Genomic DNA, 19673 nt, shown 5'->3' with positions numbered 1-19673 from the left:
CTCTAGATCAGGTGGGCGGCGGCGAGGCCGGCCCGCAGGGTGTCGAGCTCGACGTCGTCGAGCTCGAGCAGGGGCAGGCGCACGCGGCGGTTGTCGAGGACGCCGAGCAGCTGCAGGGCAGCCTTGGCGGTCGTCGCGCCGTAGTTGGGTGCGCCCATGACGGCGTCGATCGCCGGCAGCAGCGAGTGGTAGATCTCCTGGGCGCGCACGAGGTCGCCGGCGTCGACGGCCGCGACCATCGCCGCGTGGGCGTCACCGGAGGCGTGGCCGACCACGGAGATCACGCCGGCGGCGCCGTGCGCCAGCCAGGCCAGGTTGGCGACGTCGTCGCCGGAGTAGAGCGCCAGGCCCAGGTCGCGGACCAGCCGGACGCCCTGGGCGAAGTCGCCCACCGCCTCCTTGACCGCGACCACGTTGGACCGCTCGGCGGCACGGGCGTAGGTCTCCCACGAGACGCGGGTGCCGGTGCGTCCGGGGACGTCGTAGAGCATCACCGGCAGGTCGGTGGCGGCGGCGACCGCGTCGAAGTGCGCGAGCACGCCGAGCTGGCTGGGCTTGGAGTAGTAGGGCGTCACGACCATGACGCCGGCCGCGCCGAGCTTGGTCGCCTGCTCGGTCAGCTCGAGGCTGTGGGCCGTGGAGTTGGTGCCGACGCCCGCGACGACCTGGAGGCGGTCGCCGACCGCCGAGCTGACGGCGCGCAGCAGCTCGCCGTCCTCGGCGACCGAGGTCGTGGGCGACTCGCCCGTCGTGCCGGAGATGACCACGCCGTCGTGGCCGTGGTCGGCGAGGTAGCCCGCGACCGCCACCGCTGCGTCGAGGTCGACGCCACCCTCGGCGTCGAACGGCGTGACCATGGCGGTCAGCACGCGGCCGAAGGGCGCAGCAGGCAGGCTCATGCTCCCCAGGCTATCGCCCGCCCGCCCCGGCGCGGGTCACCGGCGTCGTCCGGGCGAGCGCCATATATTCGGGGCATGACGCATGACGACGGCCAGGGGTACGGCGCGAGGCACGGACAGGGGTACGGACAGGGGTACGGCCAGCCGGCCGTGCAGGGCAGCTTCATGCTCGCCCACCTCGGCCAGGAGTACGGCCCCTACGGCTTCGGGCAGCTCCAGCAGATGGCGCTCGCCGGCCAGCTCAAGGCCGACGCGTCGCTGCGCGAGAACTCCGGCGGCGGCTGGTTCCCGGCCAAGCAGCTGCCGGGGCTGTTCTCCTCGCGCGAGTGGCTCACCACGGTGCTGCTCTCGGCCTTCCTCGGCGGCTTCGGCGTCGACCGCTTCTACCTCGGCCAGACCGGCCTGGGCATCCTCAAGCTCGTCACCCTGGGTGGCTGCGGCATCTGGTCACTGATCGACTTCATCCTCATCCTGCTGCGCAAGGTGCCCGACGCCGACGGCCGTCCGCTGGGCTGAGCCCGGCGGACGGGTCGCCGGCGGGGCTCAGCCGCGGCCCACGAGCCCGGCCAGCAGCTCGAGGTGGTCGAGGTCGTCGAGGTCGAGGACCTGCAGGTAGACCCGGCTGACGCCGAGCGCGGCGAAGCCGTCGAGCTTCTCGGCCACCTCGTCGGGGCTGCCCGCGAGCCCGTTGGCGCGCAGCTCCTCGACGTCGCGCCCGGCGTTGGACGCGCGCCGCGCGACCTCGGCGTCGTCGCGGCCGCACGCCACGGTCAGGGCGGTCGACCACACCAGCTCGCCGGGGTCGCGCCCGATCTCCCGGCAGGCGTCCTGGACGCGGCCGATCTGGGCGCGGGTGACCTCCTCGGAGGCGAAGGGCAGGTTGAACTCGTCGGCGTACCGCGCGGCGAGCGCGGGGGTGCGGCGCTTGCCGACGCCGCCCACCACCACGGGCGGGCGCGGGCGCTGCACCGGCTTGGGCAGGGCGGGCGAGTCCGCGACCGGGTAGTGGGTGCCGGCTTGGCTGAACCGCTCCCCCTCCGGGGTCTCCCACAGCCCGGTCACGACCGCCAGCTGCTCCTCGAGCCGGTCGAAGCGCTCGCCGGTGCTCGGGAACGGGATGCCGTACGCCGCGTGCTCGGCCTCGAACCAGCCCGCGCCGAGGCCGAGCTCGACCCGGCCACCGGACATCTGGTCGACCTGGGCCACGGCGATCGCCAGCGGGCCGGGCAGCCGGAAGGTGGCCGAGGTGACGAGGGTGCCCAGGCGGATGGTGCTGGTCTCGCGGGCCAGCCCGGCCAGCGTCACCCAGGCGTCGGTGGGCCCGGGCAGGCCGTCGCCGCCCATCGCGAGGTAGTGGTCGGAGCGGAAGAACGCCCCGAAGCCGAGGTCCTCGGCCGCGCGGGCCACCCGCAGCTGCTGGTCGTAGGTCGCGCCCTGCTGGGGCTCGGTGAAGATGCGCAGGTCCATGACCCGACCCTAGTCAGCCCCCGGCGGGGCGGACGCGCTGCAGCCAGACCCGGTGGAACAGCTCGTGCTCCTCGCGACGCACCTCGCGCCACTCCTGCTCGGCGTACGCCGGGTAGCGGACGTCGCCGCCGGGCTCGAGGTGGACGTGGGTGAGCACCTGCTCCGTGGCGTGGGGCATCAGCGCGGCGTACACCTGCGCGCCGCCGGCCACCATCACCTCGCCCGGCAGCGAGCGCGCGAGCGCCAGGCCGGTCGCGACGTCGTGGGCGACCTCGACGCCGGGGTGGCTCCAGGCGGGGTCGCGGGTGAGCACGACGGTGGTCCGGCCCGGCAGCGGCCGCCCGATCGAGGCGAAGGTGGTGCGCCCCATCAGCAGGGTGTGGCCCAGGGTGAGCTGCTTGAAGAACGCCTGCTCCCCCGGGACGTGCCAGGGGATGTCCGGGCCGTCGCCGATGGTGCCGTCGGTCGCCACGGCGGCCACCTGGACGACGCGTCCCGACGGCTCGGGGGTGGACGCCTCAGACGGCAATGGGGGCCTTGATGCCGGGGTGGGGGTCGTAGCCCTCCAGCACGATGTGGTCGAGGTCGAACTCGTCGAGCGCGCGCACCGAGGGGTCGAGCCGCAGCGTCGGCAGCGGCCGGGGGTTGCGCCCGAGCTGCCGCTCGGCCTGCTCGAGGTGGTTGAGGTAGAGGTGGGCGTCGCCGAAGGTGTGCACGAAGTCACCGACCTCCAGGTCGGTCACCTGCGCCACCATGTGGGTGAGCAGGGCGTAGGAGGCGATGTTGAAGGGCACGCCCAGGAAGACGTCGGCCGAGCGCTGGTAGAGCTGGCAGCTGAGCCGGCCCCGGGTCTCCCCCGGCGCGGACGGCGCGACGTAGAACTGGAACAGCGCGTGGCACGGCGCCAGCGCCATCGCGGGGACGTCGGCGACGTTCCACGCCGAGACCAGGTGGCGGCGCGAGTCCGGGTTGGTGCGGATCTGCTCGACCACCTGGGCGACCTGGTCGACGTGGCGGCCGTCGGGCGTGGGCCAGGAGCGCCACTGGTAGCCGTAGACCGGCCCGAGGTCGCCGAGGTCGTCGGCCCACTCGTCCCAGATGGTGATGCCGCGCTCCTGGAGCCACCGCACGTTGGTGTCGCCGCGCAGGAACCACAGCAGCTCGCCGAAGACCGAGCGGGTGTGCACCTTCTTGGTCGTCACCAGGGGGAAGCCCTGGGTCAGGTCGAAGCGCAGCTGGTGGCCGAAGACGCTGCGGGTGCCGGTGCCGGTGCGGTCGGACTTCTCGACCCCGTGGTCCAGGACGTGGCGGAGGAGGTCCAGGTAGGCCTGCATGCGCCCAACCTACCCGCGGTGGGGCCGCTCCCCGTGGCGGTGCTTGGATGGCGGCATGACCAGCGCCGACGTGTCCGCCCGGGTGGCCTGGGCCGACGACGCCCCCGCGATCGCCGCGGTCCAGGTGCGGGCCTGGCGCGCGTCGTACGCCGACCTGCTGCCCGCCGAGCTGCTCGACCAGCTCGACCCCGAGCAGCTGGCCGTCGGGTGGCGCGAGCGCCTCGCCCGGCCGCAGGACGCCCGCCAGCGGGTGCTGGTGGGGCTCGAGCGCAACACCGTCACGGGCTTCGTGCTGACCGGGCCGGCGACCGACCCCGACTGCGACCCGGTCGCGGTCGGCGAGCTGACCGACCTGACGGTCGACCCCCACCGCCGCGGCGCCGGTCACGGCTCCCGGCTGCTGATGGCGGCCGCGGACACCCTGGTCGCCGACCGGTTCCGCCGCGGCGTCAGCTGGCTGGCCTCGACCGACGACGCGCTGCGCGCCTTCCTCACCGGCGCCGGCTGGGGACCCGACGGGGCCCACCGCACGCTCGACCTGCTCGGCGACGGTGCCGTCACCGTCAACCAGGTCCGGCTGCACACCGCCTTCAGCGACTGAGCCACGACCCGCCGTCGACCGGCAGCGCCCGACACACCGCGACCGCACCCGGGACGCACTCGACCGCCGGGGGCCGGGTCACCCCCGAGACGGGGACCCGGACCGCCCGGCGGTCGTGGTGTGGCGTCGCCCCCGGAGGAGGGGTGGAGGGGTGGGGACGACGTCGGAGGGGGTGGACGAGGGGCCCGTGTGCCCAGCACGGGCCCCCCGTCCGGGGGATCCTGACCTTCCTGGGGGGAGGAGGTCAGGACACGTTGACCGCGCTCCAGGCGCTGGCCACCGTGTTGAACTGGGTGCTGCCCGAGCCGTAGAGGTCACGAGCGGCGTTCAGCGTGGCGGTGCGGGCCCCGGCGTAGTTGGTGCCGGAGGTCATGTAGGTCGTGAGCGCGCGGTACCAGATCTTGCCGGCGGCGTCGCGGCCGATGCCGGTGACGCTGGAGCCGTTGCAGGTCGGCGAGCTGTGCGCGGTGCCACCGATCGTCTTGGCGCCCGAGCCCTCGGCCAGCAGGTAGAAGAAGTGGTTGCCGATGCCCGAGGAGTAGTGGACGTCGGCGGAGCCGGCCGTGGCGGAGTAGCAGTTGAGCGAGCTGCCGTCGGAGGCCGGGTTGTCCATGCGGCGCAGGCCGACGTGGTTCTTGAGGTCGAACTCCTCGCCGATGAGGTAGTCGCCGGGGTCGCCTGCATTGGCGGCGTAGAACTCCACCAGGGTGCCGAAGATGTCCGAGGTGGCCTCGTTGAGGCCGCCCGACTCCCCGGAGTAGGTGAGGTTGGCGCTGTTCTCCGTGACGCCGTGGCTCATCTCGTGCCCGGCCACGTCGAGGGAGACCAGCGGGCCGTAGTTGACGCCGTCGCCGTCGCCGTACGTCATCTTGGTGCCGTCCCAGAAGGCGTTGACGTAGTTCTTGCCGTAGTGGACCCGGTTGAAGGACCCCTTGCCGGTGCCGAAGATGCCGTTGCGTCCGTGCACCTGCTGGAAGTAGTCCCAGGTCTCGTTGCTGCCGTACTGCGCGTCGGCGCCGGCGGTGGCGCGGTTGCTGCTGAGGCCGTTGCCGAAGGTCGTCGTGCTGCTCGTGATGACGGTGCCGGCCTTGCAGTTCGTGCCGAAGACCTGGCAGGTGTAGGAGTCGGTGCCGTTGGCGAAGTCCGTGGTGTAGGTGTTGCCGCGGATGCCGGCGTTCTTCAGCTGGTACGTCGAGCCCGACTGCGTGACGCTCAGCGGCACGGTGCCGCTGTAGAGCGTGTTGCCGGTGCCGTCGATGTTGACGATCTCCTGCTCGGCGCGCAGCACCTTGCCGGTCCTCGCGTCGACGTACGTCGCGAGCCGGCTGGGGGTGCCGTCGGCCTGGGTGCCGCCGCTGAGCACCTTCCACGCGAGCCGCGGCGAGGCGCCCCGGGCATCGACGACCAGGGTGCCGCCCTGGGCCTCCTGGCCGCGGATCGACCGCGTCGTCACGCTGGGGGCCAGCGCCTTCGTCACGGCCGCGGCCTTGGTGACCGTGGGGGCCGTGGCCAGCGACAGGTCGTCGTCGAGGGTCTGGCTCGAGCCCTTCCAGGCCCCGGCACCGCTCTGGTGCACGACGAGGTCGCCGCCGACCACGGGGAGGCCGGCGTAGGTCCGCTCGAAGCGCACGTGGCTGGTGCCGTCGGGGTCCACCAGGCTGGCGACGGGCTGCAGGGACTGCTGGGCGCCGAAGCGGGTCGCGGCCGGGTGGGCCTTGACCAGGGCCTCGGCCCGCTCGACACGGGTGCCGGACGGAGCGGCCGCGGCGGCCTGGCCGGTGGGGGCCGCCTGGGCCTGGGGGCCGGCCACCGCGGCGGCCGTGAGGGCCATCGCGGCGACCGACAGGAACGTGGTGCTGCTGCGCATGCACGGACTCGATTCGCGAGAGGAGGAGAGGTGCGGGAGGTGGCTCCCGGTTCCTCAAGCGTGCCCGTCCGCGGGCCAGTTGGCACCGTCTGGGTTGCTACATGATGGTGCTTTGCATGTTCGTGCAGTCACACCTCAGAGGTCGAGGAAGGGCTCCAGGCCGACGGTGAGGCCGGGGTGCTCGGCGATGCGCCGCAGCCCCAGCAGCACGCCGGGGGTGAACGAGACGCGGTCCATCGAGTCGTGGCGGATGGTGAGGGTCTCCCCCACCCCTCCGAGCACGACCTCCTGGTGGGCGACCATGCCGCGGATGCGCAGCCCGTGGACGCGCACGCCGTCGACGTCGGCACCGCGGGCGCCGTCCAGCGAGGTGCTGGTGGCGTCGGGCGGGGCGCCGAGGCCCGCCTCGCGGCGCGCGGCGGCGATCAGCTGGGCGGTGCGCCGGGCGGTGCCGGACGGCGCGTCGGCCTTGTCCGGGTGGTGCAGCTCGACCACCTCGACCGACTCGTAGAACCGGGCCGCCTCGACCGCGAAGCGCATCATCAGCACTGCTCCGACCGAGAAGTTGGGGGCGACCAGCACGCCCGTGCCGGCGGGGCCGTCGCGCAGCCAGCCCTCGAGCCGCTGGAGCCGCTCGTCGTCGAAGCCGGTGGTGCCGACGACGGCGTGGATGCCGTGCTCGACGCAGAAGGCCAGGTTGTCCATCACCACGTCGGGGTGGGTGAAGTCGACGACGGCCTGCGCCCCGGCCTCCACCAGCGCCGCGAGGTCGTCGCCGGCGTCGACGCGGGCGACGAGCTCGAGGTCGTCGGCCTCCTCGACCGCCGCGCAGACCTCGCGGCCGACCTTGCCCAGCGCGCCGAGCACGCCCACCTTGATGCCGCTCCCAGGAGTCACGGGCACGAGGCTAGTGGCTCAGGCGGGGCCGACGGTGGCCAGCGTCTGCGGGCGGCGGAACACCTCGCGCGCCAGCGCGCGGACGTCGGCGGCGGTGATCTCGTCGATGCGGGTCAGCACCTCGTCGACCGAGCGCAGCCGGCGCTGGAACAGCTCGGCCTCGCCCAGCCGGGTCATCCGCGACCCGGTGTCCTCCAGGGACAGCACCAGCCCGCCCCGGGCCTGGCCCTTGCCGCGCTCGACCTCGTCGTCGTCGAGGCCGTGCTCGGCGACCTTGGCCAGCTCGGCGCGCACCACGCGCAGCAGCTCGTCGGCCTTGCTCGGCAGGGAGCCGGCGGCGACGCCCACCATGCCGGCGTCGGAGTAGCCGAGGCCGAAGGAGTAGACGGAGTACGCCAGGCCGCGGCGCTCGCGCACCTCCTGGAACAGCCGCGAGCTCGAGCCGCCGCCGAGGCCGGCGTTGAGCACGCTGAGCAGCAGCCGGCGGGGGTCCGACCGGGTCAGGCCCTGGACCCCGAGCACCACGTTGACCTGCTCGAAGGGCCGCGAGGTGACGACCTCGCCGCGGCGCAGCGGCCGGGGCCGCTCCGCCAGGCGGGGGCCCTGCGGGACCGCGTCGCGCGCGAGGAAGCCCGAGCCGGCGAACGCGGTGGCGACGCAGTCGACCACGTCGTCGTGGTCGACGTTGCCGGCCACGGCCACGACGGTCGTCCCGGCGCGGTAGCGGCGGCGGTAGTAGCCGTTGACCTGGGCCCGGGTGAGCGCGCGGATCGACTCCGCGGTGCCGGCGATCGGGCGGGCCAGCGGGGTGCCGGCCCACGCGGTCGCGGCGAAGAGGTTGTGGACGACGTCGTCGGGGTCGTCGTCGTGCATGGCGATCTCGTCGAGGATCACCTCGCGCTCGGCCTCGACGTCGTCGGGGGTGATGAGCGAGGAGGTGAGCATGTCGCCGAGGGTGTCGAGCGCCATCGGCAGGTCCTCGTCGAGGACGCGGGCGTGGTAGCAGGTGTACTCGCGGGCCGTGTAGGCGTTGAACTCGCCGCCGACCTCGTCGAACGCGGTGGAGATCTCCATCGCGGTGCGGGTCGGGGTGCCCTTGAAGAGCAGGTGCTCGAGGAAGTGGGAGGCGCCGCTGAGCTGCGGGGCCTCGTCGCGCGAGCCGACCTGCACGAAGACGCCGACCGCCGCCGAGCGGACGCCCGGCACGTGCTCGGTCACCACGCGCAGGCCGCCCGGCAGGACGGTCCGGCGCACGCCGGCGGGCAGGTCGCCCGCCGGCGTCGCCTGGGACGTCACTCGGACTCGGCGTCCGAACCGTCGGTGGAGCCCTCGGTGGTCTCCTCGACCACGGGCGCCAGCGACAGCTTGCCGCGGTCGTCGATCTCGGCGATCTGGACCTGGATCTTCTGGCCCACGGAGACGACGTCCTCGACGTTGTCGACCCGCTTGCCACCGGCCAGCGCGCGCAGCTTGCTGATGTGCAGCAGGCCGTCCTTGCCGGGCAGCAGCGAGATGAAGGCGCCGAAGTTGGTCGTCTTCACCACGGTGCCGAGGTAGCGCTCGCCGACCTCGGGCATCGTCGGGTTGGCGATCGCGTTGACCGCCTGGCGGGCGGCCTCGGCGGCCTCGCCGTTGGTGGCACCGATGTAGATCGTGCCGTCGTCCTCGATGGACAGCGACGCACCGGTGTCGTCCTGGATCTGGTTGATGACCTTGCCCTTGGGGCCGATGACCTCACCGATCTTGTCCACGGGGATGCGGACGGTGATGATGCGCGGCGCGTGGACCGACATCTCCTCGGGGGCGTCGATGGCCTCGGCCATCACCTCGAGGATGGCCAGGCGGGCGTCGCGGGCCTGGGTCAGGGCCGCGGCCAGGACCTCGGCGGGGATGCCGTCGAGCTTGGTGTCGAGCTGCAGCGCGGTGACGAACTGCTTGGTGCCGGCGACCTTGAAGTCCATGTCGCCGAACGCGTCCTCGGCGCCCAGGATGTCGGTGAGGGCGACGTACTCGTCCTTGCCGTCGACCTGGCCGGAGATGAGACCCATCGCGATGCCGGCGACGGGGGCCTTCAGCGGCACGCCCGCCTGCAGCAGCGACAGGGTCGAGGCGCAGACCGAGCCCATCGAGGTGGAGCCGTTGGAGCCCATGGCCTCGGAGAGCTGGCGGATCGCGTAGGGGAACTCCTCGCGGGTGGGCAGCACGGGCAGCAGGGCGCGGCGCGCGAGCGCGCCGTGGCCGACCTCGCGGCGCTTGGGCGAGCCCACGCGGCCGGTCTCGCCCGTGGAGAAGGGCGGGAAGACGTACTTGTGCATGTAGCGGCGGTGCTTCTCCGGGGACAGCGTGTCGAGCTGCTGCTCCATCTTGAGCATGTTGAGCGTGGTGACACCCAGGATCTGGGTCTCGCCGCGCTCGAACAGCGCCGAGCCGTGCACCCGCGGGATGACCTCGACCTCGGCCGAGAGGGTGCGGATGTCGGTGAGGCCGCGACCGTCCATGCGGACCTTGTCGCGCAGCACGCGCTCGCGCACCAGGGACTTGGTCAGCGAGCGGTAGGCCGCGCCGACCTCCTTCTCGCGACCCTCGAACTGGCCGGCGACCTTCTCGAGCAGGGCGGCCTTGACGTCGTCGAGGCGCTCCTCGCGCTCCAGCTTGCCGGCGATGGTCAGCGCCGCGGCGGTGTCGTCCTTGGCGGCGGCCTCGACGGCGGCGTAGACGTCGTCCTCGTAGTCCAGGAAGATCGGGAAGTCCTGGACCGGCTTGGCGGCCTGCTTGGCCAGCTCGGCCTGGGCCTCGCACAGCTGCTTGATGAAGGGCTTCGCGGCGTCCAGACCGGTCGCGACGACCTCCTCGGTGGGGGCCTGCTTGCCCGACTGGACGAGCTCCCAGGTCTGCTCGGTGGCCTCGGCCTCGACCATCATGATGGCGACGTCGCCGGTCTCGGTGACGCGGCCCGCGACGACCATGTCGAAGGTGGCCTCCTCGAGCTGCGCGTGCGTCGGGAAGGCGACCCACTGGTCGTCGATGAGGGCCACGCGGGTGCCGCCGACCGGGCCGGAGAACGGCAGGCCGGAGAGCTGGGTGGAGGCGGACGCGGCGTTGATCGCGAGCACGTCGTAGGGCTGGTTGGGGTCGAGCGCCATCACGGTGATGACGACCTGGACCTCGTTGCGCAGGCCCTTCTTGAAGGTGGGGCGCAGCGGCCGGTCGATGAGGCGGCAGGTGAGGATCGCGTCCTCGCCCGGGCGACCCTCGCTGCGGAAGAACGAGCCGGGGATCTGGCCCACGGCGTACATCCGCTCCTCGACGTCGATCGTCAGGGGGAAGAAGTCGAAGTGGTCCTTGGGGTGCTTGCCGGCCGTGGTGGCCGAGAGCAGCATCGTGTCGTCGTCGAGGTAGGCCGTGACGGCGCCGGCGGCCTGGCGGGCCAGGAAGCCGGTCTCGAACTTGACGGTGCGCTGACCGTGCTTGCCGTTGTCGATGACGGTCTCGACGGCGTAGACGTCGGTCCCGGTGGTGGTGTCAGACAAAAGGGTTGTCGCTTTCGTTCGCGAAGCGATCCGCGGGCCGCGTGGTGGGCCGATCTTCGATCGAAGGGACTGGTGCCGGCGGCGGCGCGGTCCGTGACCGACGCGCCGGTCCTCGTGGAGGAGGACACCAATCCCTACTACCGAGGACCGGGCCCGAAGGCTCGCGGACCACTCCTGAGGTGGGAATCGGGTGTGCAGTTGTGTTCTAGCACGAACGGCTCACCCCGCAGGGTGAGCCGTCCGGTGGTTCAGCGTCGCAGGCCGAGGCGCGCGATGATCGAGCGGTAGCGCTCGATGTCGCTCTTCTCCATGTAGTTCAGGAGGCGACGGCGCTGGCCGACGAGCAGCAGCAGGCCACGACGGCTGTGGTGGTCGTGCTTGTGCTTCTTCAGGTGCTCGGTGAGGTGCGAGATGCGGTGCGTCAGCAGCGCGACCTGCACCTCGGGGGAACCGGTGTCGCCCTCGACCGTGGCGTACTCGGCGATGATCTTCTTCTTGGTCTCTGCGTCGGTGCCGATGGACACGTCTGACTGCCTCTCTGCTCGTTGCGCGGCGCGCCGGGGCCTGTTCACCCGGGCACTCTTGTTCCGCGGCCGTTCTACGGCGGGTGCTGCCCGGGTGACCACGTCGCTGACGACGTGCCCGGACAACCGCTCCATGCTAGCAGCGGGCCTCGGGCGGGCCGAAATCGTGCGTCGTCGGGGCCGTCAGCGCGCGGCGCGCAGCTCCTCGAAGTCCTCGTAGCGCCACTCGGCGGGGCGGCCGACCGCCTCCGCGACGGCGTCCTCCTCGAGCCCGCGCAGCTCGACGCGGCGGATCTTGCCCGAGATGGTCTTGGGCAACTCGGCGAACTCCAGGCGGCGCACCCGCAGGTACGGCGGGAGCTGGTCGCGCGCGTGCCGCAGGATCGACAGCGCGGTCTCGCGGGTGGGCTCGTGGCCGGCGGCGAGGGCGACGTAGGCCTTGGGGACGGCGAGCCGCACCGCGTCGGGGGCGGGGACCACGGCCGCCTCGGCCACCGCGGGGTGCTCGATCAGCACCGACTCCAGCTCGAAGGGGCTGACCTTGTAGTCGCTGGCCTTGAAGACGTCGTCGGTGCGGCCGACGTAGGTGATGTAGCCGTCCTCGTCGCGGCTCGCGAGGTCGCCGGTGTGGTAGAAACCGCCGGCCATGGCCTCGGCGTCGCGCTCGGGGTCGCCCTGGTAGCCCGTCATCAGCGGCAGCGGGTGCCCCGCGCGCAGGTCCAGGCAGATCTCGCCCTCCCCCGCGCCCTCGACGGGCGCGCCCGACAGCGGGTCGACCAGCACGACCGGCACGCCCGGCAGCGGACGTCCCATCGAGCCCGGCTTGACCACCGAGCCGGGGGTGTTGCCGACCGCGGCGGTCATCTCGGTCTGGCCGTAGCCGTCGCGCAGCGTCATCCCCCACTGCTGCTGCACCTGGGCGATCACCTCGGGGTTGAGCGGCTCGCCGGCGCCGATCAGCTCGCGCAGCGCCCCCGGCCCGCCGGCCAGGTCGCTCTTGATGAGCATCCGCCACACCGTCGGCGGCGCGCAGAAGGTGGTGACGCCGTGCTCGCGCAGCCGCGCCAGCAGCGAGGTCGGCTCGAAGCGCGCGTAGTCGAGGACCACGATCGTCGCCTCGGCGATCCACGGCGCGAAGAAGCAGGACCACGCGTGCTTGGCCCAGCCGGCGGAGGAGATGTTGAGGTGGACGTCGCCGGGACGCAGCCCCAGCCAGTACGCCGTCGACAGGTGGCCCACGGGGTAGGAGACCTGGGTGTGCTCGACCAGCTTGGGCCGCGAGGTCGTCCCCGAGGTGAAGTAGAGGAGCAGCCGGTCCTGGGCCTGGGTGCCGGGGTGGCCCAGCTCGCTCGGCGCCGCGGCGTACCCGTCGGAGAAGCGGTGCCAGCCCTCGGCCTCGCCCACGGCGATCCGGGTCCAGTCGCCCGCGACGCCGTCGAGCTTCCCGACGGCGGCCGCGTCCACGACGACGTGGCGCACCGCCCCGCGCGCGATCCGGTCGGTCAGGTCGGCCGGACCGACCGCGGTGGTCGTCGGCATCACGACCGCGCCGAGCCGCATCACGGCCAGCATCGACTCCCACAGCTCGACCCGGTTGCCGAGCATCACGATCACCGAGTCGCCCCGGCGCACGCCGAGGTCGTGCAGCCACGCGGCCACCCGCAGCGACCGGTCGTGGAGCTCGGCGAAGCTGTGCGAGGTGCTGGAGCCGTCCTCCGCGACCACGACCAGCCCGGGCCGGTCGTTGCCCTCGGCGACGACGTCGAACCAGTCGCAGACCCAGTTGAAGGTGCCGGTGACCTCGGGGTAGCGGAACTGCGCGACGGCCGCCTCGTGGTCGCCGTTCCAGGCCAGCAGCCGGTCGCGGGCGTCGCGGTAGAGCGCGGTCACATCGGTGGTCATCGGGGTCCTTCCGGCGGTGAGCAGGTGCGCCCACCCTGGCACCTCGCGGGCCCCGGCGGCAGTCCCCGCTGCGTGCGAGGATGCCGCCATGACGACCGAGACGGTGCTCACGGCCTGCAACCTGTGCGAGGCCATCTGCGGCCTCGTCCTCACCGTCGAGCGGCACCCGGACGGCCCCCGCGTCACCGGCGTGCGCGGCAACCCCGACGACCCGCTCTCGCGGGGCCACGTCTGCCCCAAGGGCGTGGCGATCGCCGACGTCCAGGCCGACCCGGACCGGCTGACCAGGCCGGTGCGCCGCGTCGGCGAGGGCCCCGACGCCACCTGGGAGGAGATCTCCTGGGACGAGGCCCTCGACCTCGCCGCCGACGGGCTGGTGCGGGTGCAGCAGGAGCACGGGCGCGACGCCGTCGCGGTCTACCTCGGCAACCCCAACGTCCACTCGCTGGGGGCGATGACCCACGGCACCCGGCTGGCCAAGACGCTGCGCAGCCACAACACCTTCAGCGCCACCTCGGTCGACCAGCTCCCCGCGCAGCTGCTGGCCTGGCAGCTCTACGGCCACCAGCTGCTCATCCCGGTCCCCGACCTGGACCGCACCGACTTCTTCCTCGTCCTCGGGGCCAACCCGATGGCCTCCAACGGCTCCCTGATGACGGTGCCGGACTTCCCGGGCCGGGTGCGCGAGCTCAGGGCCCGGGGCGGCCGGATGGTGGTGCTCGACCCGCGGCGCACCGAGACCGCCAAGGTGGCCGACGAGCACCACTTCGTGCGGCCGGGCTCCGACGCGGCCGTGCTGCTGGCCATGGTCCACGTCGTGCTGGCCGAGGGCCTGGCCACGCCGCCGGCGTACGTCCGGGGGCTGGAGGCGGTGCGGCTCGCCGTCGCCGACCTCACCCCGGAGGTGGCCGCCGCCGCCTCGGGCCTCGACGCCGAGGAGATCCGTCGGCTGGCGCGCGAGCTCGCCGCCGCCGAGCGGGCCGCGGTGTACGGCCGGATGGGGCTCTCGACCCAGGGGTTCGGCTCGCTCGCGCAGTGGGCCGTGCACCTGCTCAACGTGCTCACCGGCAACCTCGACCGCGAGGGCGGCGTGATGTTCACCGAGCCCGCGATCGACCTGGTCGCCCGCGGCCTCGTCGGCCGGGGTCACCTCGGCGCGTGGCGCAGCCGCGTGCGGGGCCTGCCGGAGTTCTCCGGCGAGCTGCCCGTCAGCGCGCTGCGCGAGGAGATCACGACCCCGGGCGAGGGCCAGGTGCGGGCGCTGCTCACCGTGGCCGGCAACCCGGTGCTCTCGACCCCCGACGGCCGGGGCCTGGGCGAGGCGGTCGCCGGGCTCGAGCACGTGGTCGCCATCGACATCTACCTCAACGAGACCACCCGCCACGCCCACGTGGTGCTGCCGCCCACCTCGGCGCTGGAGCGCGACCACTACGACCTCGTCTTCCACGCCCTCGCGGTGCGCAACACCGCCCGCTTCTCCCCCGCGGTGCTGCCCAAGCCGGAGGGCGCCCGCCACGACTGGGAGATCTTCCGCGACCTCGCGCTGCGCGTCGCCGCCCGTCGCGCGGCGCCCTCCAGCGGCGGCCTGCGCCGGCGGGCCTCGCGTCTGGTCGCGGGGCTCTCCGACCGGGCCGTGCTCTCCACCAGCCCCACCCGGCTGGTCGAGCTGCTCCTCCTCGCCGGTCGCCGCACCACCCTGCGCGCGCTGCGGGCCCACCCCGAGGGGGTCGACCTCGGCCCGCTGCGACCGGTGCTGCCCGGACGGCTGCAGACCCGCGACAAGCTCGTGCACCTCGCGCCCGACCTGGTCCTGGCCGACCTCGACCGGCTGCGCGCGTGGCTCGCCGACACGGCCACCGGCGACGACGAGCTGCTGCTCGTGGGGCGCCGGCACCAACGCACCAACAACTCCTGGATGCACAACACGCCCCGGCTCACCCGGGGCAAGGCCCGCCACCAGCTGCTGATGCACCCCGACGACCTCGCCGCCCGCGGCCTGTCCGACGGCGACCTGGTCCGCATCGCCTCCCGCGTCGGCGCGGTCACCACCGAGGTCGTCGCCACCGACGACGTCATGCCCGGCGTGGTCTCGCTGCCCCACGGCTACGGCCACCAGGTCGACGGCGTCCTGCTCGCCTCGGCCTCCAAGCTGGCCGGGGTGTCGGTCAACGACCTCACCGATCCCGAGCGCCTCGACGTCTCGGGCAACGCCGCGCTCAACGGCGTCCCGGTGACGGTCGCCGCGGCCTCGTGACGCCCGGTCCGGGGTCCCGGACGGCCGGGCATACTCCTCCCGTGCCCGATCCCGTCGCCCCCGTCCTCGACGTCCTGGCCGGCCTGCCCGCCCACCGCCGCGAGGTGTTCGCCGCGCGCGTGGAGCGCTGGCTGCCCGACCTCGAGGCCGCCCTGGCGCCGCTGTACGCCGACCCGGCCGCCGTCCGCGACCGGCTCCTGGGGCTCGCGGCGCAGGCCTTCGCGGCGCGCTCGGACGACCTGCACGCGCTCGACCTCCGGCGCCAGCTGGCGCCCGACTGGTTCCAGCGGCCCGAGACGATCGGCTACGCGGCGTACGCCGAGCGGTTCGCCGGCGACCTGGCCGGCGTCGCCGACCGGGCGGCGTACCTGCAGGGGCTGGGGGTGCGCTACCTGCACCTGATGCCCCTGCTGCTGCCGCGACCGGCGCCCAACGACGGCGGCTACGCGGTCATGGACTACCGCACCGTGCGCCCCGACCTCGGCACCGTCGAGGACCTGCGCCACCTCACCTCCGAGCTGCGCGGCCAGGGCATCAGCCTGTGCCTCGACCTGGTGCTCAACCACGTCGCCCGCGAGCACGAGTGGGCGCGGCGGGCGCGGGCCGGCGAGCAGCGCTACCGCGACTACTTCCTGGTCTTCGAGGACCGCGAGCTGCCCGACGCCTACGAGCGCACCCTGCCCGAGGTGTTCCCCGACTTCGCACCCGGGAGCTTCAGCTTCGACGAGGAGCTCGACGGCTGGGTCTGGACGACGTTCAACGACTACCAGTGGGACGTCGACTGGTCGAACCCCGACGTCTTGTGCGAGTACGCCGACATCATCCTCGAGCTGGCCAACCACGGGGTCGAGGTGTTCCGGCTGGACGCCATCGCGTTCACCTGGAAGCGGATGGGCACCAGCTGCCAGAACCAGCCCGAGGTGCACGACCTGACCCAGGCGCTGCGCACGGTGGCCCGGATCGCCTGCCCCGCGACGCTGTTCAAGGCCGAGGCGATCGTGGGCCCGCAGGACCTCGTCGCCTACCTCGGGCGGGGCCGCCACCACGGCAAGGTGAGCGACCTGGCCTACCACAACAGCCTGATGGTGCAGGTCTGGTCGATGCTGGCCAGCCAGGACGTCGCGCTCGCCTCCCACGCGCTGCGCCAGCTGCCGGCGCCGCCGTCGACCACCGCCTGGGTGACCTACGCCCGCTGCCACGACGACATCGGCTGGGCGATCGACGACGCGGACGCCGCGGCGGTCGGGGTGACCGGCCACGGCCACCGGGCGTTCCTGTCGGACTTCTACTCCGGCGACTTCCCGGGTTCGTGGGCCCGCGGCCTGGTCTTCCAGGAGAACGAGCAGACCCGCGACCGGCGGATCTCGGGCTCGCTGGCCTCGCTGGCCGGCCTCGAGGTCGGCGACCCCCTCGCCCCGGCCCGGATCCGCCTGGTCCACGCCCTGGTGCTCGGCCACGGCGGCCTGCCGGTGCTGTGGATGGGCGACGAGCTCGGGCTGCTGACCGACCCCGACTGGGACGCGGTGCCCGAGCACGCCGAGGACAACCGCTGGGCGCACCGCCCGGTGATGCCGTGGCCCGCCGACGGCGGCGACCTCCCCGACGAGCACGGGGTCAACGCCGACCTGCGGCGGCTGCTGGCCGCCCGGAGGGCGCTGCCCCACCTGCACGCCGCGGTCGCCTCCGAGGTGCTGCAGCCCCGCGACCCGGGCGTGCTGCTGGTCGCCCGGCGCCACCCGCTGGGCACGATGCTCGGCGCCTACAACGTCACGCCCCGGCCCGCCCACGTGCCGGGCGAGGTGCTCGACTCGGTCGGGCTGGTGGCGGGCCGCGTCGTGGACCGGGTCACCGGTCGACGCCCCCGCTCGGGCCAGACCTGGGACCACGCCGTGGAGCTCGACCCCTACCAGGCGGTGTGGCTCACACTGGAGCCATGATCACCGACGCCGAGATCGCGGTGCTGTCCCCCGAGGAGCGGCGCGACCTGATCCGTCGGCTGGCCCGCCCGGTCGAGGAGATCGTGCCGTCGCAGCGCTGGCTGCGCCGCACCCGCGACGTGTGGGTGGCCCTGACGGTCACCTCCGCCGTGGTGCTGGTGCCGTGGGTCGTCTACCTGGCCCTCACCCTGCCCCGGGAGTACGCCGCGCAGAACTGGGACCGCACCTGGGTCGGGTTCGACCTGCTGCTCGTCGCGATGCTCGCCGCCACGGCGGTGCTGGGGTGGCTGCGACGCCAGCTGGTGGTGCTGACGTCGTTCACGACCGGCGTGCTGCTGGTCTGCGACGCCTGGTTCGACGTGATGACCGCCCACGGCGACGACCGGGTGTGGTCGGTGGTGACCGCCCTGCTCGTCGAGCTGCCCCTGGCCGCCGTGCTGGTGCTGGCCGCGACCCGCGTTTTGCGGCTGAGCGCGGCCCGTTTGTGGGCCGACGGGGGCGTGCGCGCCTGGGACCTGCGGATCCCGCTGGCGACCGGCGACGACCCCGCGGTCCGGCGACGCACCCGCCAGCAGCCCCGGCACCAGTCCCGTCAGCGGGAGCGCTCGGCCAGGTAGGCCGCGCGGACCTCGACGGCCCGGTCGAGCTCGGCCTTGATCTCGGTGAAGAACTGGTCGCGGTAGGTCTCGTCGGTGACGGCGTAGACGGTGAAGTAGAGCCCCGAGAAGGCGGCCAGGAAGACCGAGACCTGCACCAGCTCGACCGAGAGGTTGTCGGCCCAGGGCAGCGCCTGCACGGCGTCCTGCTGGGTCCAGGCCTCCTGCACCGTGTGGGTCATCACCAGGCCGCCGAAGACCATGAAGAACGCGAACACCGTCACGGCGAGCAGCAGCACCTGGACCGCCTGGGCGATCATCAGCACCAGGATCAGGTTGGCCTTCTCCAGGCCGTGGATCTGCGGGGCGCCCGCGGCGTCGTCGACGCGGTCGAGCTCCTCGGCGAGCCGGGTGTGCAGGAACACCACGCCGATGGCGGCGAACAGCAGCACCGTCAGCCACAGCACGCCGCCGTCGAGGGTGGCCGAGAGCTGCCACACCTCGGCGTTGACGAACAGGAACGTGATGAACAGCAGCAGCAGCGGCAGCGCCCGTGTCACCAGGGGGAACAGCATCGGCAGGCTGCCCAGGGTGCGCAGCACCGCCCAGCGGGCGATCGGCCACGCGCCCAGCGCCGTGCCGGCGTAGGCGACCGCCGCCACGCCCGTCGCGGTCAGCAGCGACGCCGGGGCCAGGCTGGGCGAGCCCGTCGCCCAGGCGAGCAGGCCGCCGAGCAGCAGGCTGGCCGCGGCCACCAGCGCCAGGCCGAGGACGACCCGGGGGCTGTGCAGCGCCCGGTGGGCACGCTCGCGGCGCTCGGGCACGAACCAGGGCAGGCCGTGCTCGACGAACCAGTGGTCGTCGTGGACGTGCGCCGGCCCGGGACCGGGCTCGGTCACGGCACCAGGCCGAGCAGCTCGCGGGTGCGCTCGACGTCGAGGGCCATCCGCTCCAGCAGCGGCTCGACCCCGTCGAAGCGGACCATCCCGCGGATGTGGGCCACGAAGGCCACCTCCACGGTGCGGTCGTAGAGGTCGAGGTCGCTGCGGTCGAGCACGAACGACTCGACGCGGCGCTCGCGGTCGCCCTCGAAGGTCGGGTTGGTGCCGACGCTGATCGCGACCGGGAGCGACTGACCGGCGAGCGGGTCGGTGGTGTCGAGGACGCGCAGCCAGCCGGCGTACACCCCGTCGGCGGGAGCGGCGATCCCCTGGGTCGGCACGTTGGCCGTGGGGTAGCCGAGCTCGCGGCCGCGCTGGTCGCCGCGCACGACCTGGCCGATGACGGTGAAGGCGCGGCCCAGCGCCTCGGCGGCGCCCTCGACGTCGCCGGCCGCCAGACAGGTGCGGACGTAGGTCGAGGACCACACCTGCGGACCGCCGTCGAGCTCGATCCCCTCGGCGGTGAACCCGCGCTCGCGGCCGACCTCGCGCAGCAGGGCGACGTCGCCGCCCGCCCGGGCGCCGAAGCGGAAGTTGGCCCCCACCACCACGGCGGCGGCGTGGAGGCCGTCGACCAGCACGCGGTCGATGAACTCCTGCGGCGTCCACGCGGCGATCTCGCGCGAGAACGGGATCACGAAGACGTCGTCGACGCCGGCCTCGCCCAGCAGCAGGCAGCGCCGCTCGACGTCGGTGAGGGTCAGCGGCGCGTGGTCGGGCCGCAGCACCGCCATCGGGTGCGGGTCGAAGGTGGCCGCGACCACGCGCAGCCCGTCGCGGTCGGCCCGCTCGCGAGCGCGGCGCAGCACCGCCCGGTGACCGAGGTGGACGCCGTCGAAGTTGCCGATCGTCACCACCGTGGCGCCGAGGTCGGCGGGCACGTCGTCGAGGGATCGCCAGATGCGCACGCCGAAACCCTACCGA

Annotated in this window: 17 protein-coding genes; 5 read left to right on the top strand and 12 right to left on the bottom strand. The window is 73.5% G+C overall.

Annotated elements, in window-relative coordinates; translation table 11 throughout:
• Positions 1–2: 2 nt before the first annotated feature.
• Complete coding sequence (gene dapA, locus BLU55_RS00200; RefSeq protein WP_091724970.1) at positions 3–899, bottom strand: 4-hydroxy-tetrahydrodipicolinate synthase; 897 nt, start codon at positions 897–899, stop codon at positions 3–5.
• Positions 900–974: 75 nt separating this feature from the next.
• Between dapA and BLU55_RS00195 the strand changes: the two genes are divergently transcribed.
• Positions 975–1415 (top strand): NINE protein, encoded by a 441-nt coding sequence (locus BLU55_RS00195; protein WP_091724968.1) that lies wholly within the window; start codon positions 975–977, stop codon positions 1413–1415.
• 27 nt (positions 1416–1442) lie between these two features.
• Here BLU55_RS00195 and BLU55_RS00190 read toward each other — a convergent pair whose 3' ends face one another.
• From BLU55_RS00190 to BLU55_RS00180, 3 genes are read right to left on the bottom strand one after another with little or no spacing between them, the layout of a single operon-like run.
• Entirely contained in the window at positions 1443–2366 is a 924-nt protein-coding gene (locus BLU55_RS00190; protein ID WP_091724967.1) for an LLM class F420-dependent oxidoreductase, read from the bottom strand.
• Between the two features lie 13 nt (positions 2367–2379).
• Entirely contained in the window at positions 2380–2847 is a 468-nt protein-coding gene (locus tag BLU55_RS00185) for a dihydrofolate reductase (protein ID WP_269457930.1), read from the bottom strand.
• 37 nt (positions 2848–2884) lie between these two features.
• Positions 2885–3700, bottom strand: coding sequence for a thymidylate synthase (locus BLU55_RS00180; RefSeq protein ID WP_091724964.1), 816 nt, complete (start codon positions 3698–3700; stop codon positions 2885–2887).
• Positions 3701–3755: 55 nt separating this feature from the next.
• Here BLU55_RS00180 and BLU55_RS00175 point away from each other — a divergent pair, with 55 nt between their 5' ends.
• On the top strand, positions 3756–4301 hold the full coding sequence (locus tag BLU55_RS00175; protein ID WP_091724962.1) for a GNAT family N-acetyltransferase: 546 nt from the start codon (positions 3756–3758) through the stop codon (positions 4299–4301).
• A gap of 244 nt (positions 4302–4545) precedes the next feature.
• Here the strand turns inward: BLU55_RS00175 and BLU55_RS00170 are convergent, their stop codons facing one another.
• The 6 genes from BLU55_RS00170 to BLU55_RS00145 all read right to left on the bottom strand — a co-directional run bounded on the left by BLU55_RS00170 (position 4546) and on the right by BLU55_RS00145 (position 13021).
• A complete protein-coding gene (locus tag BLU55_RS00170) occupies positions 4546–6168 on the bottom strand; it encodes a M4 family metallopeptidase (RefSeq protein WP_091724961.1) in 1623 nt (540 codons plus the stop codon).
• A gap of 135 nt (positions 6169–6303) precedes the next feature.
• Positions 6304–7047 (bottom strand): 4-hydroxy-tetrahydrodipicolinate reductase, encoded by a 744-nt coding sequence (dapB, locus tag BLU55_RS00165; protein ID WP_197681152.1) that lies wholly within the window; start codon positions 7045–7047, stop codon positions 6304–6306.
• A gap of 36 nt (positions 7048–7083) precedes the next feature.
• Complete coding sequence (locus BLU55_RS00160) at positions 7084–8361, bottom strand: M16 family metallopeptidase (RefSeq protein ID WP_091724957.1); 1278 nt, start codon at positions 8359–8361, stop codon at positions 7084–7086.
• Positions 8358–10595, bottom strand: a complete 2238-nt coding sequence (locus BLU55_RS00155; protein WP_091724956.1) for a polyribonucleotide nucleotidyltransferase — start codon at positions 10593–10595, stop codon at positions 8358–8360. Before BLU55_RS00155 ends, BLU55_RS00160 begins: the two co-directional genes overlap by 4 nt.
• A 248-nt stretch (positions 10596–10843) precedes the next feature.
• Complete coding sequence (rpsO, locus tag BLU55_RS00150; protein ID WP_172833833.1) at positions 10844–11119, bottom strand: 30S ribosomal protein S15; 276 nt, start codon at positions 11117–11119, stop codon at positions 10844–10846.
• A gap of 183 nt (positions 11120–11302) precedes the next feature.
• Complete coding sequence (locus BLU55_RS00145; protein WP_091724952.1) at positions 11303–13021, bottom strand: AMP-binding protein; 1719 nt, start codon at positions 13019–13021, stop codon at positions 11303–11305.
• Positions 13022–13109: 88 nt separating this feature from the next.
• Here BLU55_RS00145 and BLU55_RS00140 point away from each other — a divergent pair, with 88 nt between their 5' ends.
• From BLU55_RS00140 to BLU55_RS00130, 3 genes are read left to right on the top strand one after another with little or no spacing between them, the layout of a single operon-like run.
• Entirely contained in the window at positions 13110–15275 is a 2166-nt protein-coding gene (locus tag BLU55_RS00140) for a molybdopterin-dependent oxidoreductase (protein ID WP_091724950.1), read from the top strand.
• A 41-nt stretch (positions 15276–15316) separates the two neighbouring features.
• Positions 15317–17212 (top strand): alpha-amylase family protein, encoded by a 1896-nt coding sequence (locus BLU55_RS00135; RefSeq protein ID WP_091724949.1) that lies wholly within the window; start codon positions 15317–15319, stop codon positions 17210–17212.
• The gene (locus tag BLU55_RS00130; protein ID WP_197681047.1) at positions 17209–17829 is read left to right on the top strand and encodes a hypothetical protein; all 621 of its coding nucleotides are present in this window, start codon (positions 17209–17211) and stop codon (positions 17827–17829) included. Before BLU55_RS00135 ends, BLU55_RS00130 begins: the two co-directional genes overlap by 4 nt.
• Here the strand turns inward: BLU55_RS00130 and BLU55_RS00125 are convergent.
• Positions 17805–18707, bottom strand: coding sequence for a hypothetical protein (locus tag BLU55_RS00125; RefSeq protein ID WP_091724947.1), 903 nt, complete (start codon positions 18705–18707; stop codon positions 17805–17807). The two genes, BLU55_RS00130 and BLU55_RS00125, sit on opposite strands and share 25 nt — an antisense overlap.
• Positions 18704–19657, bottom strand: coding sequence for a bifunctional riboflavin kinase/FAD synthetase (locus BLU55_RS00120; RefSeq protein ID WP_091724945.1), 954 nt, complete (start codon positions 19655–19657; stop codon positions 18704–18706). Before BLU55_RS00120 ends, BLU55_RS00125 begins: the two co-directional genes overlap by 4 nt.
• Positions 19658–19673: the final 16 nt, after the last annotated feature.

Origin of the sequence: Nocardioides scoriae (genome assembly GCF_900104965.1) — a bacterium.
GTDB lineage: Bacteria > Actinomycetota > Actinomycetes > Propionibacteriales > Nocardioidaceae > Marmoricola > Marmoricola scoriae.
The sequence above is the reverse complement of the archived record's forward strand: the minus strand, read 5'-3'. Positions and strand labels throughout refer to the sequence as shown.

Bases quoted from the DNA above. Each gene is read 5' to 3' on its own strand.
- dapA (WP_091724970.1), bottom strand. From the start codon at position 899: ATGAGCCTGCCTGCTGCGCCCTTCGGCCGCGTGCTGACCGCCATGGTC.
- BLU55_RS00195 (WP_091724968.1), top strand. From the start codon at position 975: ATGACGCATGACGACGGCCAGGGGTACGGCGCGAGGCACGGACAGGGG.
- BLU55_RS00190 (WP_091724967.1), bottom strand. From the start codon at position 2,366: ATGGACCTGCGCATCTTCACCGAGCCCCAGCAGGGCGCGACCTACGAC.
- BLU55_RS00180 (WP_091724964.1), bottom strand. From the start codon at position 3,700: ATGCAGGCCTACCTGGACCTCCTCCGCCACGTCCTGGACCACGGGGTC.
- BLU55_RS00175 (WP_091724962.1), top strand. From the start codon at position 3,756: ATGACCAGCGCCGACGTGTCCGCCCGGGTGGCCTGGGCCGACGACGCC.
- BLU55_RS00170 (WP_091724961.1), bottom strand. From the start codon at position 6,168: ATGCGCAGCAGCACCACGTTCCTGTCGGTCGCCGCGATGGCCCTCACG.
- BLU55_RS00145 (WP_091724952.1), bottom strand. From the start codon at position 13,021: ATGACCACCGATGTGACCGCGCTCTACCGCGACGCCCGCGACCGGCTG.
- BLU55_RS00140 (WP_091724950.1), top strand. From the start codon at position 13,110: ATGACGACCGAGACGGTGCTCACGGCCTGCAACCTGTGCGAGGCCATC.
- BLU55_RS00130 (WP_197681047.1), top strand. From the start codon at position 17,209: ATGATCACCGACGCCGAGATCGCGGTGCTGTCCCCCGAGGAGCGGCGC.